The organism is Kosmotoga pacifica (assembly GCF_001027025.1).
GTDB classification, from domain to species: Bacteria; Thermotogota; Thermotogae; order Petrotogales; family Kosmotogaceae; genus Kosmotoga_B; species Kosmotoga_B pacifica.
This window is the reverse complement of sequence record NZ_CP011232.1, coordinates 18,843-39,256: the sequence shown is the minus strand read 5'-3', so window position 1 is coordinate 39,256 and position 20,414 is coordinate 18,843. Positions and strand designations below refer to the sequence as shown.

Below are 20,414 nucleotides of genomic sequence, written 5' to 3'. Positions count from 1 at the left end.
CATGATCAAGAGAATTTTTCTTTTCTTGTTCGTCTTTAGTTTCAGCATAATGTTGGGTGTGAGTGTTGAGGACGCGGTTGATCTGATACTTTCGCCTGATTATATTTATAATATCTCTTCACTTGAAGAGGTAGGCGATACAGAACTCGCGCTGAAAGCAATTGGAAACGGTCTGGTTTATATTGAAACACTCGAATGGAATTACAAAGATAGGTTCTTCGATTACCTGGAAAGGGTCAGAACTGAAAACCTTCCGAAGGACTTCCAGTATTCACTTGAAATAGTGGAAACTCTGGTAGCAACTTCCACTGTGAGCAGTCTCAACCTCATCGATTTCGAAAAGACTTCCGATCTGTCAAAAGCAGTAGCTGTAAGGATCTATTTTCTTGATTGGCAACAAACGAAGGACCCGAATTCTGGAAAGAAAGCAACTACCTTTGCTCAAGAACTCATCGATAGATATCCAAACGCATATTTCCTGTACAAAGTGCTGTTTTATTACCACTCACATTCGAGTTTTGGTTCCAAAGAGTTTTTTGAAGCCCTAAGGCAGAAGGCCATCATTCTGAATCCAGATGATGATATACTGGCGACGATAATTGAAGGTGAGTATAATCTTGGAATGTATGCTGAATTACTCGAAGACTACGAACTAATGGATATACCAGACGACAATTCGCGATTTTTTGCTGCGTATGCCAACATAAAACTGGGACAGCTTGGAACTGCTGAAATAATTCTCAAGAACACAGCGATGTCGAAGCTGCCGAAGAAATATGCTTCCGTTGCTTATCAAGAGCTGGGGAAAATCGCTGAGGAAGAAGGCAACGTAGACTCTGCAATATTTTACTACAGGAAAGCTATCGAAAACGATTCGAATAACCGCCAGGCAATGATTAGATTGGGACTGGCTTACCTGAATTCCGACGAGAAAGACCGGTATACATTAGCACGTTTCTATCTCGAAATGAGCGGTATGGAGGAGTATGATGATCAGGTAGCTTCGACCCTTCAGTTTTTGAGACGAAAATTGATACTGGACATCATTTTGAAACAGATTGGTCCATTAATTGGCGCAGTGGTTTTTGGCCTATTTTTCCTGGAATACTTCTTTAATAGACGAAGAAAAAAACAGGAAGAACGCGCGAAGAAGGAGAGCTAAGGAGGAAGAAATTGTGGAAATAAAAGTGCTTGATAGAGGTTTTGTGAGGCTCGTTGAAGTGTTCGGAGATGATTTTTCTGCTGTTCAGGCGGCGAGGGTAAGTTACGGAAAGGGTCTGACAACCCCTGAAAGGGATAAGAATTTAATCGATTACCTGATGAACCATGGGCATCATTCACCTTTTGAACACATAGTTTTCAAATTTCATCTCAAACTTCCCATATTTGTCATGCGCCAGCTTGTAAGACACCGAATCGCTTCGATAAACGAAAGAAGTGGACGGTATACCGAATTCAAAGAAGATTGGTATATTCCAGAACGTGTCAGAATACCAGATCCTGTAAACAAACAGGGTTCGGTGATAAGTGACAATGATACGCTTAATGAAGAAGCTATAGAATTAATTGAGAAAACCATTGAAAATACCTTTATAACCTACAATAAACTTTTAGCGATGGGAGTGGCACGGGAGCTCGCCAGGATAGTACTCCCGACGGCCATGTATACAGAGTGTTATTGGACGATCAACGCAAGGAGTCTCATGAATTTCTTGAATCTCAGAGCTGATTCCCATGCGCAATGGGAAATGCAGCAATACGCATTTGCCATAGCTGAGATTTTTCATAAAAAGTGCCCTTTGACATACGAGGCTTTCATTAAGTATGGTTATACAGGTGACCTATTGAAGATAGACGAGAGGTGATTTGATGAAGTTGAAGGAGATATGCAAGCTCTTTAATTGTGAAGTACTGAGCGCCCCTGCAGATTATGAAGAGTTGGAGATAGAGTATGTTGGGGCGTCCGACCTCATGAGCGATGTACTCGCCTTTGGCAAACCCGGAATGCTCCTTATTACTGGTCTTAATTCCCCTCAAGCTGTCAGAAGCGCTTCCGTAATCGGTGCTTCTGCAGTACTGATTGTCAGAAAAGATACCGTTCCGGAAAGTACAACATACCTGGCCAAAGAACTTGGCCTTGCATTGTTACACGCCCGGATTTCCATGTTCAGGGCTTGCGGAGAACTCTATAAATTCGGGCTGAAAGACCCTATTACGAAAGAGGATAGTTGAAATGAGCGAAGACAGGGTGGATGAACTCCTGCAGAAACTGCAGAAGTACTTTTCGCATATAACAGCTGCGGAGATCATGAACCAAAACGTAATAACTCTCACACCGGAACGGACGCTTTGGCAAGCAAAAGAGCTCATGAAGATACGAAAGATTTCAGGGATACCTGTAGTCAATGACAAGAAGCAACTTATTGGCATAGTGAGTATAGAAGACATCATTGTAGCCCTGGAAAAAGGGTGTATCAAGGACTCCATAGAAGAACATATGACGAAGAAAGTAGTCAGTTTTTCACCTGCCGAGTCGCTCGATTCCATCATTTCAAAGTTCGAACGTTATCATTTTGGAAGGTTTCCCGTCATCGATGAGAGTGGGAAAATACTCGGCGTTATCTCAAAAAAAGATATCATAAGAACCATTTTAGAGAGATTTCGCTTGATTTATGTGCACGATGAACGCCGTTCCCAGATCCTTGAAAAAGAAGCAGAATGGTTTGATAGATCGCTTATAACCGGTGATTATGTTAAAAAGAGCGATGCCGACTTCACCTTCCGTATAGATTATACCGATGTGGATCTTGCGGGAGCCGGTGCGGCAAAACTTAAAGCCTTTCTCAATAAAAAGGAACTCGATGAAAGGCTGGTTAGGCGTGTGGCTATCGCTACGTATGAAGCAGAGGTCAATGTCGTCATCCACAGTGAGAGTGAGGGTTGTATATATTGCTGGGTCGAAAAGGACTGTATAAAGGTGAGGGTTGAGGATCACGGAAAGGGAATTGAAAATGTGGAACAAGCAATGAAAGAGGGTTACTCCACAGCAACTGACCATATAAGGGAACTCGGTTTTGGTGCTGGTATGGGCTTGCCGAATATGAGAAGGTACTCCGACAAGATGGTTGTTATGTCCGAAGTGGGGAAAGGTGTTGTTGTTGAAATGATATTTTGCGAGAGGGGGAGAACATAATGTTCTTAAAAGACCTAGTGGCAAATTGTGGTTTCAACGTTGTGTCAGGCGAAAACCTCGAAGTGGAAATCAAAGATGGCTACGTTGGAGATCTACTTTCGGATGTAATGGGTAATGCCCCCGATGAATCGATATGGTTGACGGTTCAATCCCATGTCAACATTCTTGCCGTTGCAAGTATCACTGGCATCAAAGCCATCCTTTTATGTAATGGATTGAGCTACGAGGAAGAAACGATTGAAAGGGCCAAAGAGAACGGGATAATACTTCTTTCGACTGAGAAAAGCTCTTTTCGTGCTTGTGTAGATCTATTCAAAGCCGGCCTGAGGTGAATCAGGTGCTTGGAGAATTTTACGCCGATTTTCACATACACAGTTGCCTTTCACCCTGTGGGGAGATTACGATGACCCCCGGTGCAGTTGCAGAACGTCTACAAGAGCTGGGAATCGATTGGGTAGCCATAACAGATCACAACTCCGCTGGGAACGTGAGGGTCTTTTCGGAAGTACTTGGAAAATACGGTATTGTTGTTATACCTGGCATAGAAATTCATACCCTTGAAGACGTCCACCTCTTGGCTTTTTTTAAGTCTGTCGACATCGCTGAGGCATATTCAGATTGGCTGAACAACTTGATACCGAACATCTCAGTTGATCCGGAAAAGTTTGGTTACCAGCTTTATGTGAATGACAAAGATGAATTCATTGCATTTGAGGAAAAATGGCTCGGTCAGCCCGCTAATTTGAAGCTAAAAGAAGCTATTCGTTCTGTCATAGAGTTCGGTGGTTTTTACGTCTATTCTCATATAGAGAGAAAAATGGGAGTGATATACCAGCTGGGTTTTATTCCCATGCTCGAAGAAAACAATAGGATTACTGTGGAAATTTCGCGTAAAGAATCATTGAAAACTTATCAAGCAGACAAACGATTGAACTTAATACATTCTTCGGACGCTCATGCACTTCAGCATCTGAAACCGGTGATGAAAGTGAAAGCGGAGGGTAGAAATTTCAATGAGTTCATCAAGTGCATGTCCGACAGAAAGAGAGTGAAACTTCTATGGGAATGAGGACAATAGCCGATCATATACTGGATATTTACCAGAATGCTGTCGACTCTGGGGCAAGCAGGATCAATCTTGAAATCAAGGAAATGAGTGGACAGCTCTTTTCTTTCAAGGTCACGGACAATGGAAAAGGAATCAGTCGTGAAAAGCTTTCAGAAGTCCTTGACCCCTTTTACACGGAAAAGAAAAAATCCAAAAAATTCGGACTGGGGTTACCTTTATTAAAACAGGCCGCAGAGTCCACCGGTGGCGTGTTCGAACTGTCGTCGGAAGCAGGTCGAGGAACGGAAGTTTTCGCGACTTTTATATTATCTAATATTGATTGTCAACCCATTGGCGACCTGGTTCAAACGCTGGTGGCAGTTATACAGATGAGTGATGACATCGAGTGGGTGATATATCGTGAAAAGGACGGTTCGGGCTATGAATTTTCCCGAACTGACTTTGTCAGGGCTTTGGGGAACGATTTTTCTGTAAATCCAGTCAAAATAAAGCTGGTACGGGAAGTTATTGCCGGTGCTGAAGCATCACTCTGATACACCAAGCAGTTTTTACACATGCTTCAAGTATGTGGCCATGGACATGATCTAGATTTCTTACCATGATGATAAATAAATTGCACAGGAGGTACGACAGATGAAGAGCAAAAAAATATTTCTGGTACTGCTGATCGCTCTTTCCCTGACCGTAGTGTTCGCTGGGCCAGTAACGGTGAGAAAAATATCCATTGACGGAAATGAGAAGCTCTCAAGAGGGGAAATCTTGGAAATGCTCTCTATTCCGCTGAGAACACAAATAGAGCAGGAAAGCCTGGAAGCATCGGTTTCCGCTTTGAAAGACAGCGGATATTTTGAAGCTGTGAGTTTCTCATTTGATGAGAGTAGCGGACTTCTGAGTGTGACTGTGAAAGAATACCCACCTGTGATTGCTAGTTTTAGCTATTTTGGCCCAAAACTCATCAACGTTGATACTCTAGAAGCTTCGGGCTTGAGTTTTAAGAATGGTTATCCCATGAAACCTTACAACCTAATTTATGAAATACCTCGTACTAAGGAAAAGCTCGCAGCACTTTTCGAAGAAAGGGGTTACTTCGAACCATTCTATGAGATAGAGTGGGAGACTTCTCCTGAAAAGAGCAAGATCCTGAGTGAAGAAGTAGATGGCCCCATCGAAGTACATTTTATTGTCAAGACCTATTACCTGTGGGATATTGAACTTCAGGGAGATTTCTCAGAGGAAGTCATTTCCATTCTAAAAGACAGGTTAAAACTGAAAACACTTAAATCTTATTATGATAAGCAACCGATCGCAAGGTTACTCTTGAAAAAGAAAGATTATACACCCAAGAAAGAAGACATCATAAACGCCGTTAAAAATCTGTACAGTTCATATATCTTGAATAAGGAGGGTCCATGGGATCAAAGAGGAGTGTACCAACTTATGGTCCTCACACTGAACAACGCCTTCCAAAATATAAAAACAGCTGAAGTTCCCAGCGGAGTCGAACCCTCGAAGGTAATCACTTTCTACTTGAAGCCCGCAGATTATATAGAAAACCCCATGGAACTGAAAAGTATATTCATTGAAGGAAACGAAAACCTATCAGAATTGCAGATACTCACAACCTCTGGTCTGAAAGAAGGCGAGACGGTTACGAATGAGAAAATCGCTCTGGCCGTAGATTCAGTATACAAACTATTCTCAGAGAGCGGTTATCTTTTCACTTCAATCACGACCTCTGTTGATGCCGAAAAAGGATTTTTGAAGTTTGGTATTCACGAACCAAAAGTTAGAGATATACGAATCGAATTTGTAGATAATCAAAAAACCCGGGAATACCTCATCTGGGACAAAATAGTGATTCAAAAGGGTAAGACACTAAATCTGAAAGACTATAGAAATACTTACGCTTTCTTAAATGCCACTAACTATTTCGAATCTGTAGTGATAAATCCTGTGCCGATAGACAAAGATACACTGGACGTAGTTATAACACTCGATGAAAAGGAAAAGAATGGAAAGTTCATGGGTGGAGGCGGCTGGCAGAATGGTCTCAATCTCAACCTTGATGTGGGCATTTTGAATCCTTTTGGCTACGGTCAGGATATAGCCACGAAGCTGACAGTGAGCATACCAATAAAGGGTGATAAGAAGGTAGAATTCGACGAAACATTGGGTGCTACGACGACAACCACGAGTTCTCCCACATACAATATCACACTCAATTACACGCTCCCTAAAGTGGGAGGCTCTAACTGGGATCTCCAGACTTCGGCGGCGTTCAACTATTATGGGAAGACAGAAATAACCGAAGAAGATGCCACTGTGACCACTACATCATCAAGATACACCGAGATCAGTTTCGCTTTCTCACCAAAATATCGCATCTCTGCAGCTTCTAAATTCGGTTTTTCAACAGGTTTTGAGTTTATTTCAAAGGAATCAATAGTTGCCACCGAGTCAACATCACCTTCCAGCGAGACTGAGAACACGGGATTTGATGGCCTTTATCTTTCGGCTAATTATGATTTTAGTACCAGAGATGACCTCTTAAGACCAAATTCGGGTTCGGAGTTCTCATTTGCCGTTTATATGAGAGGATTGCTAGGTAGTTTCAATCAGGAATTTCTTGGGCTCAGGGCAGGATACAAGAAGTTTATAAGGCTTGGTGAAACAGACGAGTTTGCCCAATCCAACACCAATCCTGTAATAGGTCTGAGGTTGAGTATCGAGCAGTTGCTGCCTCTCAACAATGGAGTCTATGAGAAATATTTACTCTCACCTGATTTCTTCATCAGGGTAAAGACCTCGTCTCTGCTCGGTCAGCATTCATACGGCGTAACTGCTGGTTCCCTTCAGCTGAGATTCCCATTGAGCAATGGTTCAGTACCGGTGGATCTCACAGCTTTTGTGGACGCCGTATTCTATCGCAATGACCCGACATCATGGGACATCATAGGTATGGACAACGTGATTGACTTCGGACTGAGTCTCGACCTCTCCATCCCCATGATCGGGGTGATTAGAGTAGGTTACGGATACAATTCTTACTTGTTTAGTGAAACTACAGAACCCTACTGGGGTACATTCTTTTTTGGCTTCGGGCCGGCATTTTAAAAAGAACGGGGCTATTGCCCCGTTCTTTTTATTTGATGTATGCTCATTTTAACATTCCGCTGAAAAAGTTCACCGCTGCCCTTGCATTTGCTTCCGCGTTGTAACCACCCTCTTGAACTATTAACAATGGTATATCGAGTTCATTCAATTGCTTTCCTACCATATAATAATCGCTATCGACAAGTGAAAAGTATCCCACAGGGTCTTCGGTATGGGTATCGAATCCGAGGGAAACTATGAGAAGATCAGGATCAAAATTTTCAATTTCTATAAGGGCCTTCTCGAGAGCCCCTAGATATTCAGAACCAGTGATATCACCCGGTAGCGGGAAGTTAAAGTTATATCCCAGACCTTCGCCTTCACCGATTTCCCAACTATGGCCGCTGATCCAGGGATAATATTTCTCCGGTGAACCATGAATGGATACGTAAAGCACACTGGAATCCTCATAGAATATTTCCTGTGTTCCGTTACCATGATGGAAGTCAAGGTCCAGAATAGCCACATATCCCTGTGTGTATTTTTGATAGTATCTCGCCGCGATGGCTGCGTTGTTAAAATAACAATATCCACCAGCAAGAGAACGGGTTGCATGATGTCCCGGTGGTCTGCAGAGGGCGTATGTTACGCTTTCTCCATCGAGAATCGAATCGACCGCTGAAAGAGTTGTTGCGACCGCAGCTAATGATACGGTGTAAGCGGCTTTTGTAATGGGAGTACCTGTATCGAAGACCTTGTCATGACCGAAAACTTCTGGAAAGTATTCTTTCCCGGATTCAATTTCATTCGACTTCTTTTTTAACCAGCTCACATACTCCGGTTCGTGGATCAGGTAAATGTACGACTCGAAGTGGTATTCACTTTCCTGTATCGTATATCCGAAAAAGTTCTCCATTCGTTCACGTATCGATTCTATCCTCATAGGTTTCTCTGGGTTTTCAATCCACTCGCCGTTGTCGAGCTCCTTTTGAGGTGAGTGCAACAAATGACGCCGGTCATAGAAGACTTTCATCAGCTCGTCCCACCCGTTTCTTCAAGGGGATTCCTTTCTATCTTCTCAACTCTCCTGCCGTGTCTGCCACCTTCAAACTCCGTTTCAAAAAACGTTTTAACTATCCAGTGGGCCAGTTCGAATCCCGTTAGCCTTCCGGCGAGAACGAGTACGTTGGCATCGTTGTGCTTTCTAGCCAACTCTGCCATTTCCGGGAAAAGACAGAGAGCCGCTCTTACTCCCTTATATTTGTTTGCGGCTATTGACATGCCGATTCCTGTACCGCAGATTAGCAAACCCCTGTCGCAGGTTCCGGACATGACTTTCCGCGCAACCCGGGCTGCGAAATCAGGATAATCCACAGAATCTTCCGAATAGGTACCTAGGTCTTCTACTTGATGCCCTAATTCCCTTAAATAGGGGATCAAGTTCTCTTTAAGGCGATAACCGGCGTGATCAGATGCTATCGCTATTTTCATCATCTACACTCCTATCTGTACCATCTTAGCAAACCAACGAGTTTTCCCTGTATCCTGACTCTATCAGCTTCAACAACGATGGGAAGCATTTCAGGATTCGATGGAATCAGTCTAATCTTGGGGCCGTCATTTTCATACTTTTTCAGCGTGGCATTCTCTCCATCGATGAGAGCAACGATTATATCACCGTTGTTGGCCCATTCTTGCTTCCTTATTACCACGTAATCTCCATTCATTATGTGGGAATCGATCATGCTGTTTCCAGTTACCTTCAGCACATAATACTCAAATCCCCGACGTACCATCCATAGTGGAACGGGTATGGAGTCTTCGTGGTTTTCAATGGCCTGAATAGCTTCACCTGCAGCAATTACACCAACAACGGGGAGCATAACGACATCATTTTCTTCGGTGACCGATGTCCCGTCGGCCTGTTTGATTACCCTGATTCCGCGCGATACCCCGGTGCGTTCAATATACCCCTTCTTCTCAAGAGCTTCCAGATGTTTTGCAACACCACGGGGAGAGGCGATGTTGAAGTCCCGGCAAATATCCCTGATGCTTGGTGGATACCCGTTGAGCTTTATAAAGTTCTCGATGTACTCTAAAATTTCTTTTTGACGCTCCGTGAGTGTCACCCTTTCACCCCCTGACTTCAGTCGGCTATGACAGCCATGCTGGCCACGCTGTCGTGAGCCTTAAGTTCAACAAGCTTTACCCCTTTTGTGATTCTTCCTGTGGGTCTTATCTGTGCAACAGGAAGTCTTATTGACATCCCGGCCTTAGTGATCACAATCAATTCGTCTTCGTCTGTAACGACGAGAGCATCTATGACCCGACCTATCCTGTCTATTGCATACAGGTTTTTCAATCCCATACCTCCGCGATTCTGAGGTCTGTATTCAGTGAGAGGCGTTCTCTTACCCACACCCCATTCCGTTGCAGTGAAAAGGTATCTCTGATCGTTTGCGGCGACAACACTACTAGAAACCACCATATCGTCTCTGCGTAGCCTGATGCCAATGACCCCTGCGGCACTTCTTCCCATGGGCCTGATCTGGGAAACAGGGAACCTGATCACCATACCCAGCGCAGTGGAGATCAGGACAGTGTCATCTTCAGATTCACTGATCATTGCACTGACAACTTTGTCACCCTCGTTGAGTGTGATAGCTTTTATACCAGAAATCCTCGAGTTAGCAAAAGCTTCAAAGGGAGTTCTCTTGATCTTTCCCTTTCTGGTTGTGATTATCAAGTATTTGCCCTCGATGTTTTCTTTTCTGGCTGTGAGGATAGCTTGAACGGTCTCGTCCGGGTCAATTTTTATGTAATTGGCCAACAGCTTCCCCTTTGAATCTCGGGAAGAATAGTCAAGTTCGTGGTTGTTTATTATATACGCCTTTCCTTTGGAGGTGATGATGACGGTCTTGCTAAGGCGTGTCGTCGTGAGTATGTTTGTCACGAAATCCTCATCCCTCGTCTTTATTCCACGTACGCCTTTACCTCCCCTCCCCTGTTTGCGATAGCTCTCCAGAGGGGTGGACTTTATGTAACCTTTATGAGTAACGGCGACGACTATATCATCATCCGGTATCACATCTTCTACATTGAAATCACCTGAAACATCATTAGTTATTTTCGTCTTTCGCCCGTCCCCGTATTTTTCGTTGATCTCCTGAAGCTCCTCTTTTATAATCCTGTATATGTTTCCTGGTTCTGAGAGTATCTTCCTGTAGCTATCGATTCTCGATACGAGCTCCCGGTATTCTTTGACGAGCTTGTCCATCTCCAGTGAAGTCAATTTTCCAAGGCGCATATCGAGGATAGCCTGTGCCTGGGCTTCACTCACGTCGAGAGTCTCCATAAGGTTCTGCATTGCCCGTTGGGTATCAGAAGAGTTCCTTATGATATCCACAACAGTATCGATAGATCTGGTGGCTTTTGTCAGACCTTCAACAATGTGCGCGCGTTTGGAGTCCTGCTCCAGGTCGTATTCAGTACGTCTCCTGATAACCTCATAACGATGATCGACAAAAGACTTCAGGAGCTCTTTGAGGGTCATCACTCTGGGACGTTTTTTCTCATCAATGACGAGCATCTGGGCTGTATAAGAGATCTGCAGAGAAGTGTGCTTGTACAGGAGATTCAACACCACATTTGGGTCTGCACCACGCTTGAGTTCCACAACAATCCTCAACCCACGTTTGTCTGACTCGTCGCGGATATTTCTGACCTGAATGTCCCTGTGGTTCTGAGCTGCAGAAGCTATCTGTTCGATCAGGTCAGCTTTTGAGACTGAATACGGGATCTCTGTGATTACTATACATATATTTCCCCTTAATTCCTGGATTTCAGCTACACCTCTGACGATGAAACGCCCTTTCCCTTCAGTGTATATTTTTCGCATACCTTCCCTGTCCATAATTATTCCACCTGTCGGGAAGTCAGGGCCGTTTACATAGTTCAGGAGTTCCTCATTATCTATCGCGGGATTATCTATGAGAACGTTGATAGCAGCAACGAGCTCTCTGAGATTGTGGGGAGGAATATTAGTCATCATACCGACTGCGATACCCGATGCGCCATTCATAAGTAGGTTAGGAACCCGCGAAGGCAGAACGGCAGGTTCCTCAAGGGAACCATCAAAGTTTGGCATCATGTCAACAGTGTTCTTGTCGATATCAACAAGCATTTCCTCTGCTATGCTTTTCAAGCGGGCCTCAGTATAACGCATCGCGGCCGGTGGGTCTCTGTCAATTGAACCGAAGTTTCCCTGACCGTCTATAAGGGGATATCGCATGGTAAAATTCTGAGCCATACGCACAAGCGTGTCGTAGATAGCCATATCGCCGTGCGGGTGAAACTTACCCATGACCTCACCAACGATTCTGGCACTCTTTTTGAAAGACTGGTTGTGCTTCAGTCCCAGTGCGAGCATGCCATAGAGAATCCTTCTCTGTACTGGCTTGAGGCCATCTCTGACATCAGGAATGGCTCTACCGACGATAACACTCATTGAGTAGAGCATATAGGATTCTATCATTTCATCATTTATTGCTTTCGGAACTATATTTTCAGCCATTAAGGACCTCCTCTCAAATTCGGTTCAGGATACTTTTGCACCGGGCTCTATATCTCGATGAACGGTGAGCACAGTGAGGCTGTCCCCCGTTTTTGCGGCAAGTAGCATTCCATTTGATTCCACGCCCATCAATTTCGCCGGTTTAAGATTCGTAATAACTATCACTTTGAGTCCCTGGATCTCTTCTGGAGTGTAATGTTGAGCTATACCAGCTACGATCTGTCTCTTTCCAAGAGCCCCGAGATCTATCTGGAGTTTTAGCAGTTTTTTGGATTTCTGTATTTTTTCTGCCTCTATCACTTTTCCCACCCTTAGTTCAACCCGGGCAAAGTCGGAGATCTCGATGAGATTCGCTCCCTCCTCCGGTTCACTTTCAATCTCCCCGGAGATCTGGGAATTCTTTTTGGATACCCAACGGTGTTCCTTGAGGTCAATTCGTGGAAATAGCGGAGAACCATGTACAATTTTTGTGCCCGGTTCGAGTCTCCCCCATTCCAGTTGTTCAAAATTCTTCACGGCTTTTGCTCCGATGCGTTTCATTATCTCATCGGCAGTTTCGGGCATGATAGGTGCTATCATAAGGGATACAAGCCTGAGTACCTCTGCGAGGTTGAAGAGTACCGTGTTCAATCTTTCTTTCTTTTCGGGGAGTTTCCCGAGTTTCCAGGGCTCCGTGATGTCAATGTACTTATTCCCAAACTTCACTAATTCCCATATTGTTTCGAGAGCCTGTGTGAACTTGAGTTTATCCATGTATTCTCTGTAGTTTTTAATGGTTTTCCAAGCTAGGGAAATAAGTTCTCCATCCACGTCCGATTCTTCACCAGGTACAGGGATCATATCCTCATTGAACTTTTTAATCATGGCTTGAGTCCTGTGAAGCAGGTTGCCGAGATCATTCGCCAGATCGGCATTTATGCGTGCAATAAGGTTCTCTTCAGAAAAATCCCCATCCCGGCCAAATTGAATATCCTTCAGTAGATAGTACCTCACAGCATCGTTTCCATACACCCTGACAAACTCCCTCGGGTCAATGGCATTGCCAAGGGACTTGGAGATCTTTTGACCGTTCACCGTTAGCCAGCCGTGGGCGTATATCTGTCTGGGTAGGGGAAGACCGGCAGACATGAGCATTGCCGGCCAGATCAGAGAGTGGAAACGATTTATTTCTTTTCCGATCAAATGTACATCAGCGGGCCAGTACTTTTCGAATTTCTCCATGTCATCAGGGTAACCTATCGCGCTCACGTAGTTTATCAGCGCGTCTACCCAAACATAGATCACGTGTTCCGGATCATCTGGCATGGGAACACCCCATTTGAAGGATGTCCTGGTTATACTGAGGTCTTTAAGACCGCTTTCAAGGATTCTGAGCATCTCATTGCGTCTGAAATCTGGCTGAACGAAATCAGGGTTCTCTTTGAATAGTTTCAAAAGGGCGTCATTGTACTTTGAAAGTCTGAAGAAATAATTCTCTTCGCTGACTCTCTTTACTTCCCTGCCACAGGTTGGACAGACTCTTTCCTTTCCAACATCTTCTTCCGTCCAGAAAGTCTCACAGGGGACACAGTACCAGCCCTCGTAAACTCCCTTGTATACGTCCCCGTTTTCTTTCATCTTTTTGACGAAGTATTGCACCGTTCGCATGTGATTTTCATCCGTAGTGCGTACGAAATAATCATTCGTTATTTGAAGCTCTTTCCACAGTTCCTTGAATTTCCCGGCTAGTTCGTCGCAAAAAGTTTGCGGAGCCATGTTTCGAACTTCCGCTGCCTGGAGTACCTTCTGACCGTGTTCATCGGTTCCCGTCAGAAAATACACGTCAAATCCATCAAGCCTTTTATATCTGGCAACCACATCGGCCACAATTGTCGTATAAGCCGAGCCAATATGGGGTTCTGAGTTTATGTAGTAAATAGGCGTGGTGACATAGAACTTTCCCTTCATCGACGCACCTCCAGTGATTCAATTATAACATTTTATACGTATACGACCGTATAGCTATTTTTGATTATCGCTCAAGGGCGGAACTCAACGTTTCATAAGTTTGCAGGAACTTTTTCATGCGAATCTTTAATCTGTCCGAATTCACTCTTTCAATTTTATCAGCGATTACTTCTTTTATCTCGCGGTAAGCCATTAAGACTTCTTCCATAAACTTTCTATACAGGGTTACATTTTCACTAAGAATCTTCTTGGAAAACTCTATACAAAAATCTAGGGTATCATCAGGTATTCCATATTTTCCCCCATTCCACATCGCAACACTTATTGAAGCGTGCCTTTTTGCGATATCGACGAGCATCTGTACTACCTCTTCCAGCTGATTATGCGTCGTTACAACAGCTTCCATGTATTGAGAGTATATGTTTTCCCAGTCAGGGTATCTGTTCCAGGTTCCAGGAAGTAGCGTGACAGCAAGATCATACCAGTACACAGACATTTCAGCGGCATAATCTCTAACATTTTCAGCCAGCATTCGAAGTCTATCTACATCAAGCCCTTCCACGCTGTCCGGGAGATATAACAGATACGAACTGAGATTTTCGTAAAGCTGTTTATAAAGACTTCCAACGATCTTGGGCGTTTGACGTTCACTGAAAAAGATCATCGAAGACTCATAGTAATCTATAGCGTCCAGTGTCATCTGAATCTGTGCGAGAAGATTTATGTTTATACGCATAGCGGTCTTCTCTGTAAGAGTGGTACCAACTCGTTCAAAGAATTCCTTGAAAGGAGTCGTTCTTATTGTTTTTTCCGGTAAGGGAATTATGTTGGTATTCCCCTTAAATTCACTCAGTACAAGGTTTGCATAGGGATCATCCCCCACAAGCACTGTCAACTTATCTTTAAGGGAATAGCCCTCCATGAACAATCTTTCCTGTTTCAATCCGAAGCCACCAAGATACCACAAAGGCTTCCCAAAAACCGGATATATACTGAATGACTTTCTAAAATTCGAGACTGCACTGTCATAATATTCACGGGCTTTGCTTTTTAACAACTGTGCACGTTCGAGATAGTTTTTCAGTTGGGACTTTATACTCTCTATTTCTTTCTTACGCTCCTCTTCGGCTTTAAGGACCAGTTGTCGGGATGACAGCCCGGGATATTTTCTCTTCAAGTCGCTTCCCCTTACGCTGAAATATTCGGGTAAATTCTTCAAATAGGCATAATCTCCGCTGAAAGTTTCCAGGTCAGAGAGAGCCTTATTTAGAGTATTCACATCCGCTTTCACATATTCACGGATATAGGCATAGTAGTACTGCTGATCTGTTTGACCCATCCTGAAATAACCTTCACCAATATACGCTGTGGTCTTCAGGAAGGAGAGCACTCCAAAGAAGGCCAGTATAACGATTATCGAAGTCCCTTTACTGATATTTGCCTCTTTCTGTTTGTTGTTGAAATAGACGCCCACGGCGATAGAGAGTAAAAACACGCCACCCATGAGATTGGGTTGCATGTGAAGTGGAAATTCAAACATCGTGTGCAAAGAAAGGGAGAATATTCCGGCTCCAATGGCTCCATAGAGCAACAAGTCTGACCTGTCTTTTATTTTGAATAGGTTTCTGAAATAAATCCACACCAGAAAGATCATAAAAAATAAGACCATTACAAAACCAAGTAGCCCTGTCTCACTAAGGGATTGCAGATAATCGTTGTGGGTCCTTTTGAAATTGTTCCATACAGCTGAATACTCTGGATGATCAGAAATCACATAGGGCGTGTATAGCAGATGATATAGCTGGAACGTACCAATTCCGCTACCAATGAGTAATCTCAATTTGTTTTCAGGTTCTACCCACTGATAAACGGAATTCAACCATGCAGAGAATCTCTCCTTCCACGAACTTGAAGAAGTCAACGCATATTCAAGTCTCTTTGTAACATTCAACTTACCTCCACCGGTCAGGGGCGATGGAGTTAGATAGAGGTAACTCATCACTAAAACGATGATCACTGCAAGTAATATGAAGAACAGTGTAATTTTCTTCAAAGTTTGATCGGAAGAATCCGCTTCAAGCCTTTTTCTCAGCAGAAGGTAAACACTGATAAATAGCAAGTTTCCAAGAAAAATCCCCGTTATGACAGTTCGCGTTTCCGCGATAAATACGGCTGATATCATGGGGATCATAAAAATGAGCATCGAAGTTTTAAGTGCTACCTGATTCCACAGTTTTTTACCAAAGACTTCGTGGAGAGCTTTTGAACTCGCTATAAAGTAGAACACCATGGGAAGTGCCATACCCATATAGTCAGAAACAAAGTTGGGATTTCCTATCGTGGACCTTGCAGAAGCCCGTGCGAAGGGCTCGCCGATCTTTCCCAGAAAGAGATCGTAACCAGCGTAATAATTCAGCATGGCATCCAAAGCTACCACCGTCGCTCCTATGATGAAAAAGAGCATACTGAGTTCGATCTTCGTTCTGGTGTTCATCTTATTGGAGAGATATAACCCTGTCAATGAAACAAAAAGGGTAAAAAGAGCAACATCCAGCGAATATCTCAAATAGTGGGGGTTGTCCAGCTGAACAGAGAAAAGGGAGACAACAGCGGCCACACCAAAGCCCATAGCGAAAAGGTGAACAAGGTTATATTTGAAACGAATTTCTCTCTTATTCAGTACGTTCAAGAGGAAAATTATTGAAAAACCCACCGCGTATATCAGGTGCTTGCCAGTGGAGGGTTCGTGAGTGAATCCCTTGACGATGAAAAGCGGTACGATGAGTAGTAAAAGAAAATATACTATAAGCTCAAGATCGATTAATTTCTCCCTTCTCTCTTTCACAACCATCCTCCTCTATCCCAGCATATTGTCCAGCAATGTCATTAAGATAAACCCGAATATAAGGGAGTATGTTGACAGTAACTCATATCCTCCACTATGGGTCTCGGGAATAACCTCATCACTTATAACATAAAGCATCGCACCGCCGGCGAATGCCATGGCATAAGGCAGTAAAGGTCTGGCGATCACCATCAATAGAGCACCAAATATTCCACCGATTATTTCAACCACACCTGTAAGAAGCGTTATCAAAAATGTCGTACCTGCCTTGTATCCAGCACCGGTAAGGCTTGCGGAAACCGCAGCCCCCTCTGGAATGTTCTGAATGCCTATAGCAACTGCGATTACCAGGGCTTCCTTCGAGAACGCTCCAACACCCACGGCCATCCCTTCGGGAAAATTATGGAGAGTTATAGCGATGACAAACAACCATATCTTCGAGACTTTAGCGTGCGAAAGCGGTCCTTCATATCCTTTAATGAGATGCTCATGGGGTGAGAACTTGTCCATGAGGTACACAAACACAGCACCAAGAAAAAAGCCGATGACAAACCTTACTGGTCCACCGATTTCTATAGAAGGCACCACTAGACTGAAAGCAGTCGCCGCCAGCATCACGCCGGCGGCGAATCCAAGTAACATATCCAGAGTCTTTCGATTGACCTTTTTCCGCCACAAGAGGAAGGGTATACCGCCTATAGTTGTTGCCAACCCAGCAAATGAACTGTATACGATTCCCTTTAAGGCGAGGGTCATATTTTATCATCCACTTTCGTCTTTCGTTTTCTTTTCTTTCCTCCTTCACTGTAATAGTAATAATAGTAATAGTGATAATAACCCGAAGTCTGCTGGTTGACACCATTCACCAACACTCCGAGTAACGATGCTCCAACAGTTTGAAGGTTGTTGATTGTAATTCTTAAGCCATCCCTGAGAGCAACACCCGGTCTGACCACCAGAACGATTCCGTCCAATTTGTTTGCAATCAACGAGACATCTGAAGTCACCAGAGCTGGTGGCGTATCGATTATTATCCTATCATATCTTTCTTTAAGCACTTTTAAAAGCTCATCCAACTTTTTTGAAGAGAGGAGGAGGGTGGGATTCGTGGCTCTGGAACCCATCGGTATGACATCAAGGTTTGTGTCATAATCCTTAATGACGGCCTCTTCCAGTTTTATATCTCCTTTGATGAGGTCAGTTATACCCCTATCATTCTTCTTATTCTTTTTATTCAGTCCCAGAATCTTTTCAACTCTTGGTCTCCTCATATCGAGGTCTACAAGAACTGTACGGTAACCACTGGAAGCCATGTAAAAAGCGACATTCGCTGCCACAAAAGACTTCCCTTCCCCAGGGCTGACAGAGGTTATAGCGATGGCTTTCTTTTCGTCACCCATGAGGAATGAAATATTACTAGCCGCAAGTTTGATGGCTTCGGATTGAGGGGCCGTCGGATGGATCCGTACATACAATTCATCTTCGCTTTCACTGAGATTTTCGATTTCTGGGACCCTTCCTATAACGCTAAGCCCGCTGTACCTCTCGATTTCTTCTTCAGACTTCAGCGTCTTATCAAGATACTCAACAAGGAAGACGGTGAGCATACCGAGGAAAATTCCGAGGACGCTTCCAATCGCCAACGAGAGCTTTTTGTTTGGTTTCACAGGAACTTTAGGAGGTTTTGCGTAATCGACCACAGCGGCATTACCCACCACAGCGGCTTCGCTGATCTTGGCTTCTTCGAGCTTTTCGAGCATGAGTGTATAAAGATTCTCTTTGACCGTAACCTGTCTCTGTAACTCCAGGAGTCTTTGCTCCAGTGCCGGCAAACGATTTAGTTCAGCTTCATACCTAGCTTTAAGTTCTTCGACAGCTTTCAATCTTGATTCGAGTACCTGAATGCTGGAGTTGCTACTTATATAATTGATAAGAGCTTCTTCGTAAGCCGGATTCAACGTCTGGCTTTCACCTGTGCGGATGAAGTTCTCTGTCTCCCTTTTGATGAGTTCATCGGTTTTAGCTATTTCTGAGAGTTTCGCCTGTACCTTCGGGTCAGTTATGGGGTACTGTTGTTTGAGGGACGCCAGTTCTATTTCCAGCTCAGCACGCTTTGTTTTCAACTGTGTAATAACGGGGTTCATATAGGTCTCAGAGGTTTTGATCCACTTGCTGACCCTCGTCTCAGCTTCGGAGGTTTCAAATTCCTGAAGAAGCTCCAGATAGGCCTCTTTTTCGGCTTCCTTTTCTTTCAGCTGAAGGCTGAGGTCGTTGTATTGTTGATCATAATTAGATAGAACCTGTAATAGTGATCTCGCATGTTCTTCGAGCACGTATATTTTGTAAGTCTCTTTAAAGGTTTTGAGGGCGTCTGTGGCTTTCCGGAGGTCAGCTTCAATCAGTGGTATCTGAGAATCGATGAATTCACGCTTCGTTTTGACATCTCGCTTAGATAATTCCGCCAATTTCTCATTGTAAACCTCGGCAAGTTTGTTCGCTATTTCCGTTGCCAGAACGGGGTCGGCGTGCTGAACGGAAATCTTCACGATCCGCGTGTCTTTGACGGGCGAAACGGTCGTTATTTCCGATAAGGTCTTTGCCAAGGAGTCAATGAAATCCTCCTCGCTGTAGCCCTCCTGTATAAATTTTTCTTTAATTTCAGGTTCGATCATCCTGTCTATGAGACCAAGTTCTTCGATGACGTTTTCAAAATTACTCCTGCTCTTTATCAGCTCCACTTCGGTGGAGATATCTTTCGATGTATAACTACCAGTTACCTGATCCATAAATATATCGCTTATCGATGACTTTGACGTGGGCTCAATTTTGACGGTTACACTGGCTTCATAAATCGGTGTCGCAAAGAACAGATATAGGGCCGTCAAAGCGATAGCAGCAATTATTACTCCCACAAAAAGCATACGATGTTTTCGAAACATCCTAAAAATATCTTCCAAAGTAAGCTCTGTGTATTCCGCACGTTCAAAATCAGGAGTGTTGTCCATCTCTTGCACCTCCAAAGCCAAAATCGCTGTTCGTAAAACCCGCCATTAACTCGCTGCTGAAATCAACAACATCTCTACCGTCATTTTTCCTGTGCTTGTCGCTCCCGATAAAATCTATTAATCCATTCTCGAACATGTATCTGGCTCTTTTGTTTTTATCACGAATGCTGTTCCAATTAATCTGAAAGAGTACGCCCATGTCTTTCAATCTCAAAAGCCTGTCGGGCACAGCTTTTCGTCTGAAAAATCTGGAAAACATCTTACCACCGTCAAAGAGATAAGAGTATCGTTCAACGTGAGCCAGTATAACATAGTAGCCTTTTTGCTGAAGGTTTAAAATTTCCTTAAATAGGTACGGTGGCTCGAAATCAGGTAGTTCGATCAAAAGGTATTGAGAATCTCCGAGTGTCATCAGAGTTTTTGAAGAAAGGTTCTCCCAGAGAAAAAGCTCCGCTCCGAGCTCGATTTTTATGCCCATTTTTAAAAATGATTCCCGTGTTCTCAAATACGTTTCCTTTATCCTGTCTATATTCGTTGGTACTCTAGGTGAATAAAGGTGCGGAGTAAAGATGAGTTTTTCTGCACCATTTGATTTCATTGCCTCAGCTATTTCAAGGCTCTCTTCAAGAGTCTTGCATCCATCGTCGACCCCGGGAAGTAAGTGACAATGCACGTCTACATTCATGCTC

At 43.8% G+C, this 20,414-nt stretch carries 17 protein-coding genes; 8 read left to right on the top strand and 9 right to left on the bottom strand.

The window, feature by feature from the left end; translation table 11 throughout:
• Position 1: 1 nt before the first annotated feature.
• The 8 genes from IX53_RS00145 to IX53_RS00110 all read left to right on the top strand — a co-directional run bounded on the left by IX53_RS00145 (position 2) and on the right by IX53_RS00110 (position 7,376).
• Complete coding sequence (locus IX53_RS00145; protein WP_047753634.1) at positions 2 to 1,162, top strand: tetratricopeptide repeat protein; 1,161 nt, start codon at positions 2 to 4, stop codon at positions 1,160 to 1,162.
• Between the two features lie 13 nt (positions 1,163 to 1,175).
• Positions 1,176 to 1,865: an FAD-dependent thymidylate synthase gene (gene thyX, locus IX53_RS00140; protein ID WP_047753633.1), complete on the top strand. Its 690-nt coding sequence runs from the start codon at positions 1,176 to 1,178 to the stop codon at positions 1,863 to 1,865.
• A 4-nt stretch (positions 1,866 to 1,869) separates the two neighbouring features.
• Complete coding sequence (locus IX53_RS00135) at positions 1,870 to 2,232, top strand: hypothetical protein (RefSeq protein ID WP_047753632.1); 363 nt, start codon at positions 1,870 to 1,872, stop codon at positions 2,230 to 2,232.
• Position 2,233: 1 nt separating this feature from the next.
• Positions 2,234 to 3,193, top strand: coding sequence for a CBS domain-containing protein (locus tag IX53_RS00130; RefSeq protein ID WP_047753631.1), 960 nt, complete (start codon positions 2,234 to 2,236; stop codon positions 3,191 to 3,193).
• On the top strand, positions 3,193 to 3,525 hold the full coding sequence (locus IX53_RS00125; RefSeq protein ID WP_047753630.1) for an iron-sulfur binding hydrogenase: 333 nt from the start codon (positions 3,193 to 3,195) through the stop codon (positions 3,523 to 3,525). The genes IX53_RS00130 and IX53_RS00125 overlap by 1 nt, the downstream gene beginning before the upstream one ends.
• Positions 3,522 to 4,262 carry a PHP domain-containing protein gene (locus IX53_RS00120; RefSeq protein ID WP_338035207.1) on the top strand — a complete coding sequence of 247 codons (741 nt, stop codon included), beginning with the start codon at positions 3,522 to 3,524 and terminating at the stop codon, positions 4,260 to 4,262. Before IX53_RS00125 ends, IX53_RS00120 begins: the two co-directional genes overlap by 4 nt.
• The gene (locus IX53_RS00115; protein WP_047753628.1) at positions 4,253 to 4,795 is read left to right on the top strand and encodes an ATP-binding protein; all 543 of its coding nucleotides are present in this window, start codon (positions 4,253 to 4,255) and stop codon (positions 4,793 to 4,795) included. The genes IX53_RS00120 and IX53_RS00115 overlap by 10 nt, the downstream gene beginning before the upstream one ends.
• A gap of 100 nt (positions 4,796 to 4,895) precedes the next feature.
• Complete coding sequence (locus IX53_RS00110) at positions 4,896 to 7,376, top strand: BamA/OMP85 family outer membrane protein (RefSeq protein WP_047753627.1); 2,481 nt, start codon at positions 4,896 to 4,898, stop codon at positions 7,374 to 7,376.
• 43 nt (positions 7,377 to 7,419) lie between these two features.
• Here the strand turns inward: IX53_RS00110 and IX53_RS00105 are convergent, their stop codons facing one another.
• The 9 genes from IX53_RS00105 to IX53_RS00065 form a co-directional block, all read right to left on the bottom strand.
• Positions 7,420 to 8,388: a histone deacetylase family protein gene (locus IX53_RS00105; protein WP_047753626.1), complete on the bottom strand. Its 969-nt coding sequence runs from the start codon at positions 8,386 to 8,388 to the stop codon at positions 7,420 to 7,422.
• Positions 8,388 to 8,846 carry a ribose 5-phosphate isomerase B gene (rpiB, locus tag IX53_RS00100; protein WP_047753625.1) on the bottom strand — a complete coding sequence of 153 codons (459 nt, stop codon included), beginning with the start codon at positions 8,844 to 8,846 and terminating at the stop codon, positions 8,388 to 8,390. Before rpiB ends, IX53_RS00105 begins: the two co-directional genes overlap by 1 nt.
• 11 nt (positions 8,847 to 8,857) lie before the next feature.
• Positions 8,858 to 9,484 (bottom strand): transcriptional repressor LexA, encoded by a 627-nt coding sequence (gene lexA / locus IX53_RS00095; RefSeq protein WP_047753624.1) that lies wholly within the window; start codon positions 9,482 to 9,484, stop codon positions 8,858 to 8,860.
• Positions 9,485 to 9,501: 17 nt separating this feature from the next.
• Positions 9,502 to 11,928 (bottom strand): DNA gyrase subunit A, encoded by a 2,427-nt coding sequence (gene gyrA / locus IX53_RS00090; RefSeq protein ID WP_047753623.1) that lies wholly within the window; start codon positions 11,926 to 11,928, stop codon positions 9,502 to 9,504.
• 24 nt (positions 11,929 to 11,952) lie between these two features.
• A complete protein-coding gene (metG, locus tag IX53_RS00085; RefSeq protein ID WP_047753622.1) occupies positions 11,953 to 13,875 on the bottom strand; it encodes a methionine--tRNA ligase in 1,923 nt (640 codons plus the stop codon).
• Positions 13,876 to 13,939: 64 nt separating this feature from the next.
• Positions 13,940 to 16,720 (bottom strand): O-antigen ligase family protein, encoded by a 2,781-nt coding sequence (locus tag IX53_RS00080; protein WP_053001061.1) that lies wholly within the window; start codon positions 16,718 to 16,720, stop codon positions 13,940 to 13,942.
• Positions 16,721 to 16,732: 12 nt separating this feature from the next.
• A complete protein-coding gene (locus tag IX53_RS00075; protein ID WP_047753620.1) occupies positions 16,733 to 17,476 on the bottom strand; it encodes a ZIP family metal transporter in 744 nt (247 codons plus the stop codon).
• Complete coding sequence (locus tag IX53_RS00070) at positions 17,473 to 19,725, bottom strand: GumC family protein (protein ID WP_047753619.1); 2,253 nt, start codon at positions 19,723 to 19,725, stop codon at positions 17,473 to 17,475. Before IX53_RS00070 ends, IX53_RS00075 begins: the two co-directional genes overlap by 4 nt.
• Complete coding sequence (locus IX53_RS00065; protein WP_053001060.1) at positions 19,709 to 20,410, bottom strand: tyrosine-protein phosphatase; 702 nt, start codon at positions 20,408 to 20,410, stop codon at positions 19,709 to 19,711. Before IX53_RS00065 ends, IX53_RS00070 begins: the two co-directional genes overlap by 17 nt.
• Positions 20,411 to 20,414 lie beyond the last annotated feature (4 nt).

Bases quoted from the DNA above. Each gene is read 5' to 3' on its own strand.
- IX53_RS00115 (WP_047753628.1), top strand. From the start codon at position 4,253: ATGGGAATGAGGACAATAGCCGATCATATACTGGATATTTACCAGAAT.
- IX53_RS00065 (WP_053001060.1), bottom strand. From the start codon at position 20,410: ATGAATGTAGACGTGCATTGTCACTTACTTCCCGGGGTCGACGATGGA.
- IX53_RS00070 (WP_047753619.1), bottom strand. From the start codon at position 19,725: ATGGACAACACTCCTGATTTTGAACGTGCGGAATACACAGAGCTTACT.
- gyrA (WP_047753623.1), bottom strand. From the start codon at position 11,928: ATGGCTGAAAATATAGTTCCGAAAGCAATAAATGATGAAATGATAGAA.
- IX53_RS00110 (WP_047753627.1), top strand. From the start codon at position 4,896: ATGAAGAGCAAAAAAATATTTCTGGTACTGCTGATCGCTCTTTCCCTG.
- IX53_RS00135 (WP_047753632.1), top strand. From the start codon at position 1,870: ATGAAGTTGAAGGAGATATGCAAGCTCTTTAATTGTGAAGTACTGAGC.
- rpiB (WP_047753625.1), bottom strand. From the start codon at position 8,846: ATGAAAATAGCGATAGCATCTGATCACGCCGGTTATCGCCTTAAAGAG.
- IX53_RS00105 (WP_047753626.1), bottom strand. From the start codon at position 8,388: ATGAAAGTCTTCTATGACCGGCGTCATTTGTTGCACTCACCTCAAAAG.
- metG (WP_047753622.1), bottom strand. From the start codon at position 13,875: ATGAAGGGAAAGTTCTATGTCACCACGCCTATTTACTACATAAACTCA.
- IX53_RS00145 (WP_047753634.1), top strand. From the start codon at position 2: ATGATCAAGAGAATTTTTCTTTTCTTGTTCGTCTTTAGTTTCAGCATA.
- IX53_RS00125 (WP_047753630.1), top strand. From the start codon at position 3,193: ATGTTCTTAAAAGACCTAGTGGCAAATTGTGGTTTCAACGTTGTGTCA.
- IX53_RS00130 (WP_047753631.1), top strand. From the start codon at position 2,234: ATGAGCGAAGACAGGGTGGATGAACTCCTGCAGAAACTGCAGAAGTAC.
- IX53_RS00075 (WP_047753620.1), bottom strand. From the start codon at position 17,476: ATGACCCTCGCCTTAAAGGGAATCGTATACAGTTCATTTGCTGGGTTG.